The sequence below is a fragment of the Salipiger sp. H15 genome, from assembly GCF_040409955.1.
Taxonomy (GTDB): Bacteria; Pseudomonadota; Alphaproteobacteria; order Rhodobacterales; family Rhodobacteraceae; genus Salipiger.
Genome location: NZ_CP123385.1, coordinates 1,093,976 through 1,111,836 on the forward strand (window position 1 = coordinate 1,093,976; position 17,861 = coordinate 1,111,836).

At 70.6% G+C, this 17,861-nt stretch carries 15 protein-coding genes; 9 read left to right on the top strand and 6 right to left on the bottom strand.

Annotated elements, in window-relative coordinates; translation table 11 throughout:
• Nucleotides 1-27: 27 nt before the first annotated feature.
• The gene (locus PVT71_RS19465; RefSeq protein ID WP_353474105.1) at nucleotides 28-1,890 is read left to right on the top strand and encodes a GMC family oxidoreductase N-terminal domain-containing protein; all 1,863 of its coding nucleotides are present in this window, start codon (nucleotides 28-30) and stop codon (nucleotides 1,888-1,890) included.
• Nucleotides 1,891-1,977: 87 nt separating this feature from the next.
• On the opposite strand, the gene ilvD is transcribed toward PVT71_RS19465, so the two are convergent.
• The 4 genes from ilvD to PVT71_RS19485 form a co-directional block, all read right to left on the bottom strand.
• On the bottom strand, nucleotides 1,978-3,807 hold the full coding sequence (gene ilvD, locus PVT71_RS19470) for a dihydroxy-acid dehydratase (protein WP_353474106.1): 1,830 nt from the start codon (nucleotides 3,805-3,807) through the stop codon (nucleotides 1,978-1,980).
• A 189-nt stretch (nucleotides 3,808-3,996) separates the two neighbouring features.
• The gene (rimK, locus tag PVT71_RS19475; protein ID WP_353474107.1) at nucleotides 3,997-5,394 is read right to left on the bottom strand and encodes a 30S ribosomal protein S6--L-glutamate ligase; all 1,398 of its coding nucleotides are present in this window, start codon (nucleotides 5,392-5,394) and stop codon (nucleotides 3,997-3,999) included.
• Nucleotides 5,395-5,526: 132 nt separating this feature from the next.
• Nucleotides 5,527-5,946: a DUF6636 domain-containing protein gene (locus PVT71_RS19480; RefSeq protein WP_353474108.1), complete on the bottom strand. Its 420-nt coding sequence runs from the start codon at nucleotides 5,944-5,946 to the stop codon at nucleotides 5,527-5,529.
• 192 nt (nucleotides 5,947-6,138) lie between these two features.
• Nucleotides 6,139-7,098 (bottom strand): L-malyl-CoA/beta-methylmalyl-CoA lyase, encoded by a 960-nt coding sequence (locus PVT71_RS19485; RefSeq protein ID WP_353474109.1) that lies wholly within the window; start codon nucleotides 7,096-7,098, stop codon nucleotides 6,139-6,141.
• 312 nt (nucleotides 7,099-7,410) lie between these two features.
• Between PVT71_RS19485 and dgcN the strand changes: the two genes are divergently transcribed.
• The 3 genes from dgcN to PVT71_RS19500 all read left to right on the top strand — a co-directional run bounded on the left by dgcN (nucleotide 7,411) and on the right by PVT71_RS19500 (nucleotide 10,444).
• On the top strand, nucleotides 7,411-8,412 hold the full coding sequence (gene dgcN / locus PVT71_RS19490) for an N-acetyltransferase DgcN (protein ID WP_353474110.1): 1,002 nt from the start codon (nucleotides 7,411-7,413) through the stop codon (nucleotides 8,410-8,412).
• Between the two features lie 95 nt (nucleotides 8,413-8,507).
• The gene (dgcA, locus tag PVT71_RS19495) at nucleotides 8,508-9,473 is read left to right on the top strand and encodes an N-acetyl-D-Glu racemase DgcA (protein ID WP_353474111.1); all 966 of its coding nucleotides are present in this window, start codon (nucleotides 8,508-8,510) and stop codon (nucleotides 9,471-9,473) included.
• 110 nt (nucleotides 9,474-9,583) lie between these two features.
• Nucleotides 9,584-10,444 carry a D-amino-acid transaminase gene (locus PVT71_RS19500; protein WP_353474112.1) on the top strand — a complete coding sequence of 287 codons (861 nt, stop codon included), beginning with the start codon at nucleotides 9,584-9,586 and terminating at the stop codon, nucleotides 10,442-10,444.
• Nucleotides 10,445-10,523: 79 nt separating this feature from the next.
• Here the strand turns inward: PVT71_RS19500 and PVT71_RS19505 are convergent, their stop codons facing one another.
• Both PVT71_RS19505 and PVT71_RS19510 read right to left on the bottom strand, forming a co-directional pair.
• Nucleotides 10,524-11,723 carry a TIGR03862 family flavoprotein gene (locus PVT71_RS19505; RefSeq protein WP_353474113.1) on the bottom strand — a complete coding sequence of 400 codons (1,200 nt, stop codon included), beginning with the start codon at nucleotides 11,721-11,723 and terminating at the stop codon, nucleotides 10,524-10,526.
• Nucleotides 11,724-11,946: 223 nt separating this feature from the next.
• Nucleotides 11,947-13,134: a hypothetical protein gene (locus tag PVT71_RS19510; protein ID WP_353474114.1), complete on the bottom strand. Its 1,188-nt coding sequence runs from the start codon at nucleotides 13,132-13,134 to the stop codon at nucleotides 11,947-11,949.
• Nucleotides 13,135-13,265: 131 nt separating this feature from the next.
• On the opposite strand from PVT71_RS19510, the gene ybgC reads away from it, so the two are divergent.
• The 5 genes from ybgC (at nucleotide 13,266) to tolB (ending at nucleotide 17,821) form a co-directional block, all read left to right on the top strand.
• Nucleotides 13,266-13,655 carry a tol-pal system-associated acyl-CoA thioesterase gene (gene ybgC, locus PVT71_RS19515; protein ID WP_353474115.1) on the top strand — a complete coding sequence of 130 codons (390 nt, stop codon included), beginning with the start codon at nucleotides 13,266-13,268 and terminating at the stop codon, nucleotides 13,653-13,655.
• Between the two features lie 233 nt (nucleotides 13,656-13,888).
• A complete protein-coding gene (tolQ, locus tag PVT71_RS19520; RefSeq protein ID WP_353474116.1) occupies nucleotides 13,889-14,584 on the top strand; it encodes a protein TolQ in 696 nt (231 codons plus the stop codon).
• Nucleotides 14,585-14,587: 3 nt separating this feature from the next.
• Nucleotides 14,588-15,082, top strand: a complete 495-nt coding sequence (tolR, locus tag PVT71_RS19525; RefSeq protein ID WP_353474117.1) for a protein TolR — start codon at nucleotides 14,588-14,590, stop codon at nucleotides 15,080-15,082.
• A 10-nt stretch (nucleotides 15,083-15,092) separates the two neighbouring features.
• On the top strand, nucleotides 15,093-16,343 hold the full coding sequence (locus PVT71_RS19530; RefSeq protein ID WP_353474119.1) for a cell envelope biogenesis protein TolA: 1,251 nt from the start codon (nucleotides 15,093-15,095) through the stop codon (nucleotides 16,341-16,343).
• Nucleotides 16,344-16,483: 140 nt separating this feature from the next.
• Nucleotides 16,484-17,821 (top strand): Tol-Pal system beta propeller repeat protein TolB, encoded by a 1,338-nt coding sequence (tolB, locus tag PVT71_RS19535; protein ID WP_353474120.1) that lies wholly within the window; start codon nucleotides 16,484-16,486, stop codon nucleotides 17,819-17,821.
• Nucleotides 17,822-17,861 lie beyond the last annotated feature (40 nt).

A 17,861-nucleotide genomic window follows, 5' to 3' on the forward strand; every position in this document is an offset into this window, starting at 1 on the left:
AAGAAGACGGAAAAGATTGACCGGATTATGACCGAGGCAGAGGCGGGCGAGTTCGACTACATCATCGTGGGGGCCGGGGCGGCGGGCAGCGTGCTGGCCGAGCGGCTCTCGGCGGATCCCGAGACCCGCGTGCTGCTGGTCGAGGAGGGCCGGGGCGCGGGCGGGCACTGGGCGAGCCGGGTGCCGAAGGCGCTGCCCTGGCTGCTGCGGGATCCGACGCGCATCTACGGCTACCACGTCGAGCCCGGTCCGCGCGGCCCGGCCGAGCGCTGGATCCGCGGCCGCATGCCGGGCGGCACCAGCGCCATAGGCGCGATGCTCTGGCTGCGCGGCGGCGCCTGGGACTGGGCGCAGATGGCCCGCGCCACCGGCAGCACCGACTGGGACTGGCCCGAGATGTCGCGTGTGCTGCGCCAGCTCGAGCACCACGCCTTCGGCGGCAGTGACCTGCGCGGCCGTGGCGGGCCGGTGTCGCTGCGCCTTGCCGAGCCGCTGGCGCCGCTGATGCAGGCGGTGATGAAGGCGGGGGCGGAATCCGGCTGGCGCCTGCGCGAGGAGCCCAACGAGGCTGATCCCGAGGGGCTCGCGCCCGCCGCCTGGACGATCGACGACAAGGGCCGCCGGGTCTCCGCCTGGACCGCCTTCGTGCGCGCGGCCAAGACCCGTCCGAACCTCCGGATCGAGACTGGGGTGCGGGTTGACCGCGTGCTCATCGACGAGGGCCGCGCCTATGGCGTCGAGGGGCGCCGCGGCACGGCGCAGCTGGTGTTCCGCACGCGCGGCGAGGTGATCCTCTGCACCGGCGCGGTGATCACCCCCAAGATCCTCATGCTCTCGGGCGTCGGCGACGGCATGGCGCTGCGCCGCGCCGGGATCGAGGCCAAGCACCACAGCCCCAACATCGGGCGCGGCCTGCGCGATCACCTGATGCTGGCCACCAACTGGCGGCTGCGGCACTGGCGCGACAGCGACAACCGCGCCTTCTCGGGGGCGCGGCTCTGGATGAACGCGGCGCGCTACCTGATGTCGGGCGAGGGACCGCTGGCGAAGGGCGGGGCGGAGCTCGTCGGCTTCGTCGCCACCCGCAAGGAGGCCGAGCGCCCCGACGTGATGATCACCGCGGCCTCGCATTCCTTCGAGGCGGCGCAGGGGGTTGGCGGGCTCGAGGCCGAGCCCGGCATGCGGCTGACCACACATGTACTGCGCCCCGAAAGCACCGGCTACGTCTTCGCCGCCGGTCCCGATCCCGACATGGCGCCGCGGATCGAGGCGAATTACCTCGCCAGCGAGCGCGACCGGATCCGCGCCATCGCCGCGGTGCGCAAGCTGCGCGAACTGGCCCGGCGCCCGGCCATGTCCGAGTTCATCGAGGGCGAGACGGTGATCTCGGCCTGGGCCAAGACCGACGACGACATTCTCGACCTCTACCGCCGCTACAGCCGCTCGGCCTGCCACGCGGTCGGCAGCTGCGCCATGGGGCCGGACGAGCTCGACCCGCTCGACGCGCGGCTGCGCCTGCGCGGGATCGGGCGGCTTCGGGTCTGCGACGCCTCGATCTTCCCGCAGATGCCCGCCGGGGGCACGCTCGCCCCGGTGATGGCCGCGGCGCTGCGTGCGGCCGAGTTCATCCTCGCCGATGCCGAGAGGCGCGCCGCGGGCGAGGAGGAGGAGGAAAGCGCCGCCGCCCCCGAGGAGGGCGAGGAGGAGGCCGAGGGCACCGAGGTCCCCGAAGGCGCCGCCGCGGAAGCTCCTGAAGAGGTCGCGGAAGCGGAGGCCGAAACGGACGCCGGGGTGGAAGCGACCCCCGCCGACGACCCGGATGCGGAGCGGGATGCGGATCCCGAGACCGACCCGGCCCCCGAGGAGCGCCCCGCCGCCCCGGCCCGCTGAGCGCGTCGCCCTCGAGGCACCCGCCAAAAAGAAAACCGGCCGTCCCCGCGGGGACGGCCGGTTTCGTTTCGCCCGGGCCCTGCCGGATCAGATCTGCCGCACGGCGCCCTTGGCGGCCGAGGTGGTCAGCGCAGCATAGGCCTTCAGCGCCTTGGAGATCTTGCGCTTGCGCTTCTCCTCCGGCTGCCAGCCCTTCGCCTCGCGGATGGCGCGGCGCTCGGCGATGACCGCCTCGTCCACCGCGAGGTGGATCTTGCGGGCGGGGATGTCGATTTCGATCAGGTCGCCCTCTTCCACGAGGCCGATGGTGCCGCCTTCGGCCGCTTCCGGCGAGACGTGGCCGATCGACAGGCCCGAGGAGCCGCCCGAGAAGCGCCCGTCGGTGACCAGCGCGCAATCCTTCCCGAGGCCCTTCGACTTCAGGTAGGAGGTCGGGTAGAGCATTTCCTGCATCCCCGGGCCGCCGCGCGGACCCTCGTAGCGGATCAGCACCACGTCGCCCTTGTGCACCTTGCCGGTCAGGATCGCGCTGACGGCGGTGTCCTGCGATTCAAAGATGCGCGCCGGGCCGGTGAAGACGAGGATCGACTCGTCCACGCCCGCGGTCTTCACGATGCAGCCGTCCTCGGCGAGGTTGCCGTAGAGCACCGCAAGGCCGCCGTCCTTCGAGAAGGCGTGCTCGGCGTCGCGGATCACGCCCTTCTGGCGGTCGAGGTCGAGGCTGTCGTAGCGCATCGACTGCGAGAAGGCGGTGGTCGAGCGCACGCCGCCCGGCGCGGCGCGGAAGAAGTCGTGCACCGATTCCGAGTTGGTGCGCGTCACGTCCCAGCGGTCGAGCGCATGGGCCATGGTCTCGGCGTGGACGGTGTAGACCGAGGTGTCGAGCAGGCCGGCGCGGTCGAGCTGGCCGAGGATCGACATGATGCCGCCGGCGCGGTGCACGTCTTCCATGTGCACGTCGTCCTTGGCGGGCGCGACCTTGCACAGCACCGGCACGTTGCGCGACAGCCGGTCGATGTCGGTCATGTCGAAGGGCACTTCGCCCTCGTTGGCGGCGGCCAGCAGGTGCAGCACGGTGTTGGTCGAGCCGCCCATGGCGATGTCGAGCGTCATGGCGTTCTCGAAGGCCTTCACCGTGGCGATCGAGCGCGGCAGCACGGTGGCGTCGTCCTGCTCGTAGTAGCGCTTGGCGAGGTCGACGATCAGGTGGCCGGCCTCGACGAACAGCCGCTGGCGGTCCGAGTGGGTGGCCAGCGTCGAGCCGTTGCCGGGCAGCGACAGACCCAGCGCCTCGGTCAGGCAGTTCATCGAGTTGGCGGTGAACATGCCCGAGCACGACCCGCAGGTCGGGCAGGCGGCTTCCTCGATCGCCTGCACCTGCGCGTCGGTGTACTTGTCGTCGGCGGCGGCGACCATGGCGTCGACGAGGTCGAGCGCCTTCTCGGTGCCTTCCCAGTTGACCTTGCCCGCTTCCATCGGGCCGCCCGAGACGAAGACGCAGGGGATGTTGAGGCGCATCGCGGCCATCAGCATGCCCGGGGTGATCTTGTCGCAGTTCGAGATGCAGACCATGGCGTCGGCGCAGTGGGCGTTGACCATGTACTCGACCGAGTCGGCGATGATCTCGCGCGAGGGCAGCGAGTAGAGCATGCCGTCATGGCCCATGGCGATGCCGTCGTCGACCGCGATGGTGTTGAATTCCTTGGCGACGCCGCCGGCCTTCTCGACCTCGCGGGCGACCATCTGGCCGAGATCCTTGAGGTGCACGTGGCCCGGCACGAACTGGGTGAAGGAGTTCACGATGGCGATGATCGGCTTGTTCCAGTCGCCATCCGTCATGCCAGTGGCGCGCCACAGGCCGCGGGCGCCGGCCATGTTGCGGCCATGGGTGGTGGTGCGGGAGCGATAGGCAGGCATGGGGCATCCCCTCGGAGTTTGCGATAACCGGGGTTGTTTAGCGCCCATGGGGGGCAGCGGCAAGGGCAAGGGAACGCCGCAGCGCAGCGTCGCGAAAGAAGCTTGCGCCGGAAGGGGTTCTGTTTGCGCGAAAGTTCCCTGCCCGCGCCGGATTCGCGAAATTTTCGGCGTGCGCCGAAACGCGCGGCCTTACCCCGCCGCGCGCTTGCCCCGGCTCTTGGCGCGCGCGGGCTTCGGCGCGACCTTGGCCTCGATGTGCTCGATGATCAGCCCGGCGATGTCCTTGCCCGAGACGCTCTCGATCCCCTCGAGGCCCGGCGAGCTGTTCACCTCCAGCACCTTGGGCCCGTCCGAGCCGCGCAGCAGGTCGACGCCCGCGACGTCGAGCTTCATCGCCCGCGCCGCCTTGATCGCGACCTCGCGCTCGGTCTTGCTGATCCGCACCGGCTCGGCGGTGCCGCCCTGGTGCAGGTTCGAGCGGAAGTCGTCGGGCTTGCCGCGGCGGCGCATGGTGGCGACCACCTTGCCGCCCACCACGAGGCAGCGGATGTCCTCGCCCGCGGCCTCCTTGACGAAGCTCTGCACGAGGAAGTCGGCCTTGAGCCCCTGGAAGGCCGAGATCACGCTCTCGGCGGCCTTGGGGGTCTCGGCCAGCACCACGCCCTTGCCCTGGCTGCTTTCCAGCAGCTTCAGCACCAGCGGCGCGCCGCCCACGAGGTCGATGAGGTTGCCCGAATCCTTGGGGCTGCGGGCGAAGGCGGTGGTCGGCATGCCGATCCGGTGCCGCGCCAGCACCTGGTGCGCGTGCAGCTTGTCGCGCGAGACGGTGATGCCCTCGGAACAGGCAAGGCAATAGGTGCCCATGCTCTCGAACTGGCGCACCACGGCGGTGCCGTAGTTGGTGATCGAGGCGCCGATGCGCGGGATCACCGCGTCGTAATGGGGCAGGCGGCGGCCGTCGTAATGCACCTCGCCGCCGACGGCGCGGATGTTCATGTAGCAGCGCGAGGTGTCGATCACCTCCATCGTGTGGCCGCGCTTCTCGGCGGCCTCGATGAGCCGGCGGGTCGAGTAGTTCTCGGGCTCGCGGGTCAGCACGGCAAGGCGCAGCGCCCGGCGGTGCTGCTTGTGGCGCGGGATGCCGTGGTAGGCGTCGTAGCTGAGCTCGGGCTGCTGCAGCCGGTGGCTGGGCGAGACCAGCATGTCGTCGAGCAGCGCGCTGCGGCCGAGCAGCATGCGGTAGGCCATGCTGCCGCGGTCGGTGAGGGTGATCTCGAGCGGCCAGCTGCGGTCGCCCATCTTCACCTCGGTCTCGATGACGAAGCGCAGCTCGGTCTCGCCGTTCGACGAGGTCACCTCGCGGCGGTCCTTGAGCGGGGCCGAGCAGATCACCTCGAGACCCGGGTCCGAGGGATCGGGGTGGATGGCAAAGCGCACCATCGGCTTGTCGGAAGGGCCGAAGGGCTCGATGGCGAAGGCGTGCAGCGCCGAGGTCCGCGCCCCGGTATCGACCTTGGCGCGGATCGCAGGCAGGCCGAGTTCGGGCAGGGCAAGCCATTCTTCCCATCCAAGCGTGAACTGCGTCATGTCTGCCTCCTTCGCGGGCCGGTGTCGGATTGACGGCCTCTATCCGCGCAATGTGACAAGCGCAACACGGCACGCGGGGTTCCTGCAAGCTCTTGCGCAAGGGCAGGTGGGGCAGGGGCCGGCGCGGCGCGGTCAGAAGACCCGCTGCTTCCCGCGCGACAGCAGGAACCCGTGCCCGTCGGCGTTGCGGCACTCGAGCCCCTGCTTGCTGGATCCGCAGGAGATTCCGCGCAGCTCCATCCGCCTGCCGTAGTCCAGCACCTGCGCGGGCGGCGCGGCGGGCCTTGTATAGGAGAGGCGGGGGTCGTCGCACTCGATGGTCACGCGGCCGGTGCCGAACATCGACACCGTGTGGCCCCAGCCGCCGCTGCACGAGGCCGGGCGGGGCAGCGTCGGCGTGCGCTCGAAGATGGTGCAGGAGATGTCGACGGAGTCGGCCTCGATCCCGACGTAGCAGGTGATGTTGCCGGACGGCAGGTTGAAGTAGTCGACATCGGCCCGGGCGGGGACGGCGGAAGACACGAGGGCAAGGGCGATGAGGGGGAGGCGCATGCGGGGGCTCCGGGCGGGAAATGAGATGGGGAAAATCCGGTCTGAAATGCACGGTCAGGCTAGGCGCCCGCGCGCGCGGCGGTCAAGCGTTGGTCCGGAACGCGGAACGCCGTCCCCGCGGGGACGGCGCTGCAGTGCGCGCGGGGCGGTCGCTCCGGCCCCTTTGTCCCCGCGGGGACAGGGATCCGCGCGTCAGGCGCTGGCGATCATCTCTGACTGGCGCACGATCACCTCGGCCTGCTTGATCGAGGCGATGTCCACGAGCCGGCCCTTGTAGACCGTCGCGCCCTCGCCCTTGGCCTTGGCGGCCTCCATCGCGGCGAGGATCTCGCGCGCCTCGGTCACCGCGCCCTCGGAGGGGGTGAAGACCTCGTTGGCCAGCGCCACCTGCTTGGGGTGGATCGCCCATTTGCCGACCATGCCCAGCGTCGCCGAGCGCAGCGCCTGCGCGCGGAAACCCTCGTCGTCCGAGAAATCGCCGAAGGGCCCGTCCACCGGCAGCACGCCATGGGTGCGGCAGGCGGCGACGATGGCGGCCTGCGCCCAGTGCCACGGGTCCGACCAGTGCTTCGCGCCTTCGTGCAGCATGTAGTAATTCTCCTGCGTGCCGCCGATGCCGGTGGTCGCCATGCCCATCGAGGCGGCGAAGTCGGCCGCGCCGAGGCTCATCGCCTCGAGCCGGGGCGAGCCGGCGGCGATCTCTTCCACATGGGCGATGCCGGCGGCGCTCTCGATGATCACCTCGAACTTGATCGGCCTGGTACGCCCCTTGGCGCGCTCCACCGCGGTCACCAGCGCGTCGACGGCGTAGAGGTCGGCGGCGCAGCCCACCTTGGGGATCATGATCTGGTCGAGCCGGTCGCTGGCCTGTTCCAGCAGGTCCACCACGTCGCGGTACCACCAGGGCGTGTCGAGCCCGTTGATCCGCACCGACAGCGTCTTCTTGCCCCAGTCGATGTCATGCGTCGCCTCGATGATGTTGGCGCGGGCGCTATCCTTGTCGGAGGGGGCTACCGAATCCTCGAGGTCGAGGTTGATCACATCCGCGGCCGAGGCGGCCATCTTCTCGAAGATCGCCGGACGCGAGCCGGGGCCGAAGAGCTGGCAGCGGTTCGGACGGGCAGGCGCGGCGGGCTGGATGCGAAAGCTCATTCGGAGGGCTCCTTTGGGTAATGAAATTACACATGTGGCGACGTGAGGGTTATTAAATTGCGCTGCGCCGCGCAAGTGAAATTTGCCGCGCTGCGGCGCGACGAAACGCGCGCCCTTGCCCGGAGCCGTGCACGATTCTTCGGCGGCAGGGCCGAAATGCGTGGAATTTTGGCGTCAGACCCGGCGCGGGCGTGGAAATCGAGACGGATTTGCGCGTCACACGGGGCAGAGTGAGCGTTGAAACCCCCGGCGGCGCGGCCCACCTCCCGGACCCGCTGCCGGCCATCATACACGAGTACAGGGAATACAAGAATGATCGAGACGCCGTACCTCCTCTTCCTCGGTGACGCTCCCGACGGCCTGGCCGCCAAGGTGGCCCAGGGCATCAAGGACTGGCGCCCCGAGAACTGCGTCGGCCAGTTCCGCCTCGACGGCTGCAAGGCCGATCTGGGCCTCAAGGACATGACCCTCGCCGAGGCCAAGGCCGCCGGCGCCAAGACGCTGGTGATCGGCGTCGCCAACCGCGGCGGCGTGATCTCGCAGACCTGGAAGAAGGTGCTGGTCGAGGCGCTGGAAGAGGGCTTCGACCTTGCCTCGGGCCTGCACAACCTGCTGCGCAACGAGGAAGACCTTGCCGCCGTGGCCCGCGCCACCGGCCAGAAGCTGCACGACGTGCGCATCCCCTCGGTGCAGTACCCGATCGCCAACGGCGAGAAGCGCACCGGCAAGCGCCTGCTGGCCGTCGGCACCGACTGCTCGGTCGGCAAGATGTACACCGCGCTGGCGATGGACGCCTGCATGCGCGAGAAGGGCATGAAGTCGACCTTCCGCGCCACCGGCCAGACCGGCATCCTGATCACCGGCGACGGCGTGCCGCTCGACGCGGTCATCGCCGACTTCATGGCCGGCTCGATCGAGTACCTCACCCCCGACAACGATGCCGACCACTGGGACATCATCGAGGGCCAGGGCTCGCTCTTCCACGTCTCCTACTCGGGCGTGACGCTGGCGCTGGTGCACGGCGGCCAGCCGGACGCGCTGGTGCTCTGCCACGAGCCGACCCGCGCCCACATGCGCGGCCTGCCGGGCTACAAGCTGCCCTCGCTGGAAGCGGTGCGCGACACGGCGCTGGAACTGGCCAAGGTCGGCAACCCCGATTGCAAGGTGATCGGCGTGTCGATCAACACCCAGCACCTCGGCGACGAGGAAGCCAAGGCCTATTGCGCCGAGGTCGAGGAGCGCATGGGCCTGCCCTGCGTCGACCCGTTCCGCCACGGTGCGGACCGCCTCGTCGAGGCGCTGGCGGCGATCTGAGCCTTCTGGCATATCGCCAGTGAACGGACCCCCGGCGGCGGCGCTTCCGGCGCCGGGGGTCCGAGTATTTATGGAAAGATGAAAGGGGCAGGGTCTTGAGCATCGAGGTCACCCGCGACACGTTCAAGCTGGCACAGGTCTTCACCATCTCGCGCGGCAGCCGCACCGAGGCGCATGTCCTCACCGTGAAGATCACCCGCGGCGGCGTCACCGGCTACGGCGAATGCGTGCCCTACGCGCGCTACGACGAGACGCTCGACAGCGTCGAGGCGCAGATCAAGTCGCTGCCCGAGGACGTGACCCGCGCGGCGCTGCAGGATCTGCTGCCCTCGGGCGCGGCGCGCAACGCCGTCGACTGCGCGCTCTGGGATCTCGAGGCGAAGCAGACCGGCAAGCGGGTCTGGGAACTTCTGGACCTGCCCGCGCCGCAGCCCGAGGTGACCGCCTACACGCTGTCGCTCGCCGCGCCGGAAGAGATGCGGGCGCAGGCGGCGAAGAACGCCTTCCGCCCGCTGCTGAAGGTGAAGCTCGGCACGCCCGAGGACCTGCCGCGGCTTGAGGCGGTGCGCGAAGGGGCGCCGGACAGCACCATCATCGTCGATGCCAACGAGGGCTGGACGCCGGAGGTCTACGCCGAGCTCGCGCCGCACCTGCTGCGGCTCGGCGTCGCCATGGTCGAGCAGCCGCTGCCCGCGGGGGCGGATGACGCGCTGCTCGGGATGGAGCGCCCGGTGCCGATCTGCGCCGACGAGAGCTGCCACGACCGCGCCTCGCTGCCGAAGCTCAAGGGCAAGTACGACATCGTCAACATCAAGCTCGACAAGACCGGCGGGCTGACCGAGGCGCTGGAGCTGCTCGCCGCCGCCAAGGCCGAGGGCTACGGCATCTTCGTCGGCTGCATGGTGGGCTCGTCGCTGGCGATGGCCCCGGCGGTGATCGTCGCGCAGGGCGCGGACTATGTCGATCTCGACGCGCCGCTGCTGCTGGGCGAGGACCGCGAGCACGCGATGCTCTACGACGAGGCCGGCGTGCACGCGCCCGAGGCGGCGCTCTGGGGCTGAGGCCCGGCGAAAAATACATGACCGGCATGACGGGCGGCCCGCGGATGCGGGCTTGACCCCGGGTCCGCTTTGGCGGAACTGACCGACAGCGAATTATGGAGAGAGCTGCAATGCGCACCGTTTACGTCAATGGCGAGTACCTGCCCGAGACCGAGGCCAAGGTGTCGATCTTCGACCGGGCCTTCCTGATGGCCGACGGGGTCTACGAGGTGACCTCGGTTCTCGGCGGCAAGCTGATCGATTTCGACGGCCACGCCAAGCGTCTCGCCCGCTCGCTCAAGGAGCTGGACCTGAAGGCGCCCTGCACCGAGGAAGAGCTGCTGGCGATCCACCGCGAGCTGGTCGCGCGCAACGAGATCACCGACGGCCTCGTCTACCTGCAGGTGACCCGCGGCTCCGCCGGTGACCGCGATTTCGCCTTCCCGGACCCCGAGACCACCGCGCCGACGCTGGTGCTCTTCACCCAGAACAAGCCCGGCCTCGCCGACAGCCCGGCCGCCAGGACCGGCATCAAGGTGATCTCGATCGAGGACATCCGCTGGGGCCGCCGCGACATCAAGACCGTGCAGCTGCTCTACCCGTCGATGGCCAAGATGGCCGCCAAGAAGGCCGGCTGCGACGACGCCTGGTTCGTCGAGGACGGCAAGGTGACCGAGGGCTCGTCGAACAACGCCTACATCGTCAAGGGCGGCAAGATCATCACCCGCGAGCTGTCGCATGACATCCTCCACGGCATCACCCGCGCCGCCGTGCTGCGCTTTGCCAAGGAAGCGCAGATGATCGTGGAAGAGCGCAGCTTCTCGATCGAGGAGGCCAAGGAGGCCGACGAGGCCTTCGTGACCTCGGCCTCGAGCTTCGTGATGCCGGTGGTCGAGGTGGACGGCGCGCAGATCGGCGCGGGCACCCCGGGCCCGGTGGCCGTGCGCCTGCGCGAGATCTACCTCGAGGAAAGCATGAAGACGGCGATCTGATCCGCCGCTTCGGGATTTTGGAAGGGCGCCGCTCCGAAGGGGGCGGCGCCTTTTTCATGCGCTGCTGCCGGGAGGCGCGTCAGCCACTGGCCGATTGCTCGAGCCGCGCCGCCGCCGCCCGCCCGGCCCAGAGCCCGGTCGCGAGGCACCCGGTCAGCAGGTAGCCGCCGGTCGGCGCCTCCCAGTCGAGCATCTCGCCCGCGACGAAGGTGCCCGGGCGCGCCTTCAGCATCAGCCCCTCGTCCAGCGCCGCGAAGGGCACGCCGCCGGCCACCGAGATCGCCTCGTCCAGCGGGCGCAGCCCGTCATGCGGCACCGGCAGCGCCTTCAACAGCGCGGCGAGCGTGGCGGGCTCCTCGGGCAGGGGGCGGGCGCATTCCATCAGCAGGGCGCGCGCCGCGGGAGAGAGGTTGACCACCTTGCGCAGGTGGTTCGACAGGCTCTGCTTGCCGCGCGGGCGGGAGAGGCGCCGGGTCAGCGCCGCAAGCTCGATGTCCGGGCAGAGGTCCACGGTCAGCGGCGCCCCCTCGCGCAGCGCCGGCGAGAGCGGGTAGAGCCCGCCACCCTCGAGCCCGCGCGCCGAGATCACCGCCTCGCCGCGCGAGACAAGGCTGCCCGCGTGGAAGGCCACGCCTTTCAGCGGCGCGCCGAACTGCGCCTTCATGTGCACCGACCAGCCCACGCAGAGCCCGGCATTGGCCGGGGCGAAGGGGGTCACCGGCAGGCCGGCATCGCGGAAGATCCCGGCCCATTGCCCGTCGGAGCCGAGCCGCGCCCAGCTTGCGCCGCCAAGCGCCAGCACGGTGACATCGGGGGTGAGCCGCTGCAGGCCCTCGGGGGTCTCCATCAGCACCGCCCCGGTGCCGTCTTCGTCCCAGCCGGTCCAGCGCCAGCGCGTGTGCCAGGTGAGCCCCATGCCGCCGAGCCGCGCCATCCAGGCGCGCAACAGCGGCGAGGCCTTCATCCCGTGCGGGAAGACCCGGCCGGTCGAGCCGGTGAACAGCGTCTGCCCCAGCCCCTCGGCCCAGTGCATGACTTCCTCTGGCGGGAAGGCCGAGATCATCGGGCGCATCTGCGCGGCGGCCCCGCCGTACTGGGCGAGGAACTCCGAGAGCGGCTCGGCCTTGGTCAGGTTCAGCCCCGACTTGCCCGCCATCAGCAGCTTGCGCCCGAGCGAGGGCCTTGCCTCGGCAAGCACAACGGCATGGCCCGCGGCGAGCAGCGCATCCGCCGCCATCAGCCCCGCCGGGCCGCCTCCGATCACCAGCGCGCCGCTCATGCCGTCTTGTCCGGGACGCCTGTCGCGCGCATGGGGGAACTCCTGTCTCGCATCCCTTCCGTCTTGCCTTGCCGCGCCGCCGGGCACAAGATTCCTCGCATGGAAGAGGACCCGATCTGTCCGCTCTGCCTGCGCCGGAATCCGCCGGACGCGAACGGATCGGCCGAGACGAGGTCCGGGTGCACGCGCGGAAGGGCCGCGAAGGACGCGCTGAGGGCGCGGCTCACTCCACCGGCGCGCCGAAGACCGCGATGACCAGCCCCAGCAGCGCCAGCGCGTCGAAGGCGAAAGCCCGGCGGGGCTGCCCCTCGGCCCGCGCTCCCATCGCGGCGATGCCGCTCTGCAGCGCGTAATAGAGCGCGAAGGCGCGGCTGGCGTAGGCGATGATCTGGAAGACGTCGAGCATCCATGTCAGCGCCAGCCCCAGCCCGACCAGAAGCGCGTAGGCGCTGCGCACCCGGATGCGGCGGCGGGTCAGCTCCTCGACCAGCCCGCCCGCGCCGCCGGTGTCGGCCACCGCCGCGCTGAACTGCGCCGCCAGCGCCGCGCCGGTCAGCATCAGCGGCAGGATCGGCGCGACCAGCCCCATGAGCCCGATGATCGCGGTCTCGCTGGCGTCCCCGGTGCCGGGCGGGAAGACATAGGCGATGAACCCGATGTAGGCCATGTAGATCGCCGTCGAGAGCCCCTGCGCCAGCATCATCGCGCGGATACGGGTCGGGGCGGCGTATTCGCCGCCGAGGTAGCGCGTGGTTTCGAAGCCCTGCACCGTGACGATGAGCCCGAAGCCCAGCGTCAGCGCCGCCCAGCCCGAGAGCGTCGGCGGGTTCGACAGCAGGGCGCCGTCCCCGGCCTTGCCGGCGAAATAGACCGCCAGCCCCGCCAGCAGCCCGGCGATGATCGCCAGCTTCAACCCCACGGCGATCTGCTCGAGCCGCTCGAGCGCCGAGAAGCCCCGCGTCCAGCCGACGCCGAGCACCAGCAGGAACATCGCCGAGGTCAGCAGTTTCGCATGCAGCGGGTCGTTCCACGGCGTCAGCCGGGTGCCGAAGGCGCCGAAGAGGTTGAGGTAATAGGCCACCGAGATCACGTAGGCGAAGGCCAGCGCCCAGGAGGCGCCGGTCTCGAGCCGCTCCTCGGCATCGCTGCGCGCGCCGCGGCTGCGGCGGCCGATGTTGAAGCGCACCGCCGCGCCGAAGAGCCAGGCGCCGAGGCAGAGCGCCGCCATCACCGCCGGGGCCCAGATGCCGTAGGCCGACTCGAGGATCGGACCGAGCACGAGGAAGCCGCTGCCGATGATCGAGGCGAGCGGGGTCACGGTTGCCCGCCAGAGCCGGGCGCGCGAGAGCCGGGGCCAGAGCAGGAGGAGCGCGGCGAGGAGGGAGGCGCCGAGGATCAGGGCAGTGGTCATGGCGCGCACGCTAATCCCGCGCCGCGGCAAAGGAAATGCGTCATCGCTTGCGGCGGGGGCGGGGCCGAACTAGGGTCGCGCCGCAACCAGATCCGCGCGGCCGCGTCGCCGCCTTTTGCAGGGAGCGGCGCATGGCCCACGAGTTTCCGGTGCGTGTCTACTACGAGGACACCGACATGGCGGGGATCGTCTACCACGCCAATTACCTCAAGTATATCGAGCGCGCCCGCTCAGACTGGGTGCGCGCCCGCGGCATCGACCAGAACGCCCTGCGCGAGGGCGAGGGGCTGGTCTTCGTGGTGCGACGGCTCGAGGCCGATTACCTCGGCCCGGCCCGGTTCGACGACGAGCTGGTGGTGCTCACCGAGGTGAAATCGGTCTCGGGCGTGCGGCTCGGGCTCACGCAGGAGGTCCGCCGCGCCGGCAAGCCGCTCTTCCGCGCCGAGGTGACGCTGGTGGCGATCACCGCCGACGGCCATCCCGCGCGCCTGCCCGCCGCGATCCGCCAGCAGGTGCACTGAGCGCTGGCCTCCGGGCGCGGCGCCGCCGCTCCGGAGCGTCCTCCGCCCGTGCGCGGTGCCGGGGCGCCCGCCTTCCGCGGCGGTAATGGGCGAATTCCTGCGAAAATTCCCCGATTTCACCGCGCAGATGACGGCAATGTGTTGGAGTCCACCCTGCAAATCAGCTACACAGGCCTCTAATCAGAGCCTCGGCTAGAGAGGCCATGTCATAGCCCATGAGGAAGAGCAGGCTTATGGACGCAAATACCCTTGCGCTCGCGCAGGAGATCGACTTCTCCATGTGGGGGCTCTTCGCCCGCGCCACGCTGACCGTCAAACTGGTGATGCTGATGCTGATCCTGTCCTCGGTCTGGGCCTGGGCCATCATCTTCGAGAAGATCGTCGCCTATCGCAAGGCCCGTCGCGAGGCCGCCATCTTCGACCGTGCCTTCTGGTCCGGCGAGCCGCTGGACGAGCTCTTCGACCAGATCGGGCCCGAGCCGCGCGGCCGCGCGCAGCGGGTCTTCGCCGCCGGCATGACCGAGTGGCGCCGCTCGCACCGCGGCGACGGCGGGATGATCGCCAACGCCTCGGCGCGGATCGACCGCTCGATGGACGTCGCCATCCAGAAGGAGGCCGAGGACCTGCAGCGCGGGCTGCCAGTGCTGGCCACCGTCGCCTCGGCCGCGCCCTTCGTCGGCCTCTTCGGCACGGTCTGGGGGATCATGCACGCCTTCATCGAGATCGCACAGCAGCAGGACACCTCGCTGGTGGTCGTGGCCCCCGGCATCGCCGAGGCGCTCTTCGCCACGGCGCTGGGTCTCGTCGCGGCCATCCCGGCGGTGATCTTCTACAACAAGCTCTCGGCCGACTCGGACCGCGTGATCGCGGGCTACGAGGCCTTTGCCGACGAGTTCTCGACCATCCTCTCGCGCCAGCTGGATTCCTGATCCATGGCCGGGGGCGTGATGAAAAAAGGGGGCGGCGGAGGCCGCCGTCGTCGGCGCCGCAGCGGCGGGGGCGGGGGTCAGGCCATGGCCGAGATCAACGTCACGCCGATGGTGGACGTGATGCTGGTGCTGCTGATCATCTTCATGGTCGCGGCGCCGCTGCTGACCGTGGGCGTGCCGGTGGAGCTGCCGAAGACCGCCGCCTCGTCGCTGCCGAACGAGGCCGAGGAGCCGCTGACCGTGACCATCGCCGCCGACGGCATGGTGATGATCCAGACCACCGAAGTGCCGATGAACGAGCTGACGCCGCGCCTGCAGGCGATCGCCGCCGAGCGCAGCGATGACCGCATCTTCCTGCGGGCCGACGGCGCGGTGCCCTATAACACCGTCGCCCAGGTCATGGGCGCGCTGAACCGCGGCGGCTTCTCGTCGATCGGTCTCGTCACCGACGCGGGTGGCCCGGCACTGGACGGCACCGCCCCCGCGGCCGGCAACTGAGGGAGCGCCCTTGCGCAGGAACCTCTATATCTCGGGCGCATTGCACCTTGCCGTGATCCTCTGGGCGATCTTCGGCAACGTGTTCCGTCCCGATCCGCCGCAGGTCGAGACCTCGGCGGTCACGGTGATCTCGGAGGCCGAGTTCGCCGCGATCACCCGTGCCGCGCAGTCGCCGGAAACGGCGCAGGAGATCGACGCGCCGCCCGCGCCCTCGCCCGATGCGCGGCCAGCCGCGCGGCCGGAGCCCTCCGAGCCGGAGCCCGCCCCCAATGCCGAGCCGCCCGCGCCGACCCCCGAGCCCGAGCCGGAACCCGAGCCCATGCCCGAGCCGGTCGCGCCGCCGACGCCGGTGACGCCGCCCGACACCACGCTGCCGGTCGCCCCGCCGCAGCCCGAGGCCTCGGCCCCGCCGCCGGTGCTCGCCCCCGAGCGCGCCGAGCGTCCGGTGCCGCGCCCCGCGCCGCGCGTCGCACCCGAGCCGGTGGCCCCGCCCGAGCCCGACACCAAGGTCGCCGAGGAGGTCCAGAAGGCCGCCGAGGCGGAATCGGAGTCGGCCGAGGTGGTCGAGCAGGAGCAGGAAGCGACCGCCCCCGAGGAGGTCGCGACCGAGATCGTGACCGAGGCCGAGAAGCCCGCGGCCGCCGAGGAACCGACGCCGCCCGATCCCACGCTCGCCCCCGATGCCTCGCGCCGTCCGCTGACCCGGCCGACCCAGCTTGCCCAGCGTCCCGAACCCGAGACGCCGAAGCCGGCCGAGAAGCCCGCGGAGAAACCGGCCGAGAAGCCGGTGGAAAAGCCCGCCGAGAAGCCGAAGACCGAGACCGCGAAGACCGAGACGCCCAAGCCCGCCGCGCCGGAGCCTGCCGAGGATGCCGTCGCCGATGCCATCGCGCAGGCGCTGGCCGCCGGGGGCGCCGCCGAGGAGCGCGGACCCGCCGGTCCGCCGCTCACGCAGGGCGAGCGCGACTCGCTGCGCGTCGCGGTGCAGAAGTGCTGGGTTGTCGACGTCGGCAGCCAGGCCGCCAACGTGACGGTCACCGTCAGCATGGACATGGAGCCCGGTGGCCGGGTGGTCTCGTCCTCGCTGAAGCTGCTGGGCTCGTCCGGCGGCGACGCGGCGGCGGCCGAGACCGCCTTCCAGAACGCGCGCCGGGCGATCCTGCGCTGCCAGGCCGACGGCTACCCGCTTCCGGCGGACAAGTACGACCAGTGGAAGACCATCGAAATGACCTTCAACCCCGAGCAGATGAGGCTGCGGTGACCGCCCTTTCAGCAAGGAACTGCGCAGGCCGCGCGTTGCGGCGCTTTGTCCGGGGCACCTCCCCGCGCTATGTATGCCCCGAGGCAGTCACCTCGACGGCACACAAGCGCGGCGGCGCGACCGGGAAGGAGAACACGAGCATGACAAGACTACTGGCCCTCATCCTTGCCCCCGTCCTGACGGTGGCCACGGCGGCGGGGCTGGCCGCACCGGCGCAGGCCCAGAGCGGCCCCCTGCGCATCGAGATCACCGAGGGCGTGGTCGAGCCGCTGCCCTTCGCAGTGCCCGACTTCGTCGCCGAGACCGGCGACGCGGGGCAATACGCGCAGCAGATCAGCCGGGTGATCGCCGAGGACCTGACTGGCACCGGCCTCTTCCGCGAAATTCCGCGCGACGCGCATATCAGCCGCGTTTCGAACTTCTCGAGCCCGATCCAGTTCTCGGACTGGAAGGCGATCAACGCGCAGGCGCTGATCACCGGGGCGGTGTCCTCGGACGGGTCGGGCAAGCTCACCGCCAAGTTCCGCGTCTGGGACGTCTTCGCCGGGGCCGAGTTGGGGCAGGGGATGCAGTTCTCGGCCACCGCCGACGGCTGGCGCCGCCTCGCGCACAAGGTCGCGGACCAGGTCTACTCGCGGATCACCGGCGAGAGCGGCTATTTCGACAGCCGCGTGGTCTTCGTCTCCGAGACCGGGCCGAAGGACGGGCGCGCCAAGCGCCTTGCGGTCATGGACTATGACGGCGCCAACGTGCAGTTCCTGACCTCGAGCAACTCGATCGTGATCGCGCCGCGCTTCTCGCCGAACGGCAGCCGCGTGCTCTACACCAGCTACGAGACCGGCGAGCCGCGCATCCACGTGCTCGACGTGGGCTCGGTGCAGAGCCGGATGCTGCCGACCACCGACGGGGTGATGAGCTTCGCGCCGCGCTTCTCGCCGGACGGCTCGCAGCTGCTCTACTCGATGACCCGCGGCTCGAACACCGACATCTACGCGATGGACATCAACTCCGGCCAGACCCGGCAGCTGACCACCGCGCCCTCGATCGAGACCGGCGCGAGCTTCTCGCCGGACGGCAGCCGCATCGTCTTCGAGAGCGACCGCTCGGGCAGCCAGCAGCTCTACGTCATGCCGGTGGGCGGCGGCGAGCCGACGCGGATCAGCTTCGGCCAGGGCCGCTACGGCACGCCGGTCTGGTCGCCGCGCGGGGACCTCATCGCCTTCACCAAGCAGAACGCGGGCCGGTTCCACATCGGCGTGATGCGCACCGACGGTTCCGAGGAGCGGCTGCTGACGGCCTCCTTCCTCGACGAGGGCCCGACCTGGGCTCCGAACGGCCGGGTGCTGATGTTCGCGCGGGAAACCCAGGGTGCCGGCGGGGCGAGCTCGCTCTATTCGGTCGACGTCTCGGGGCGGAACCTGAGGCGGGTGCGCACGCCGGACGGGGCCTCGGACCCGAGCTGGGGCCCGCTGCAATAACGGGGGCCGGGCGGGGAAACCCGCCCGCCCCTCGTCCGCG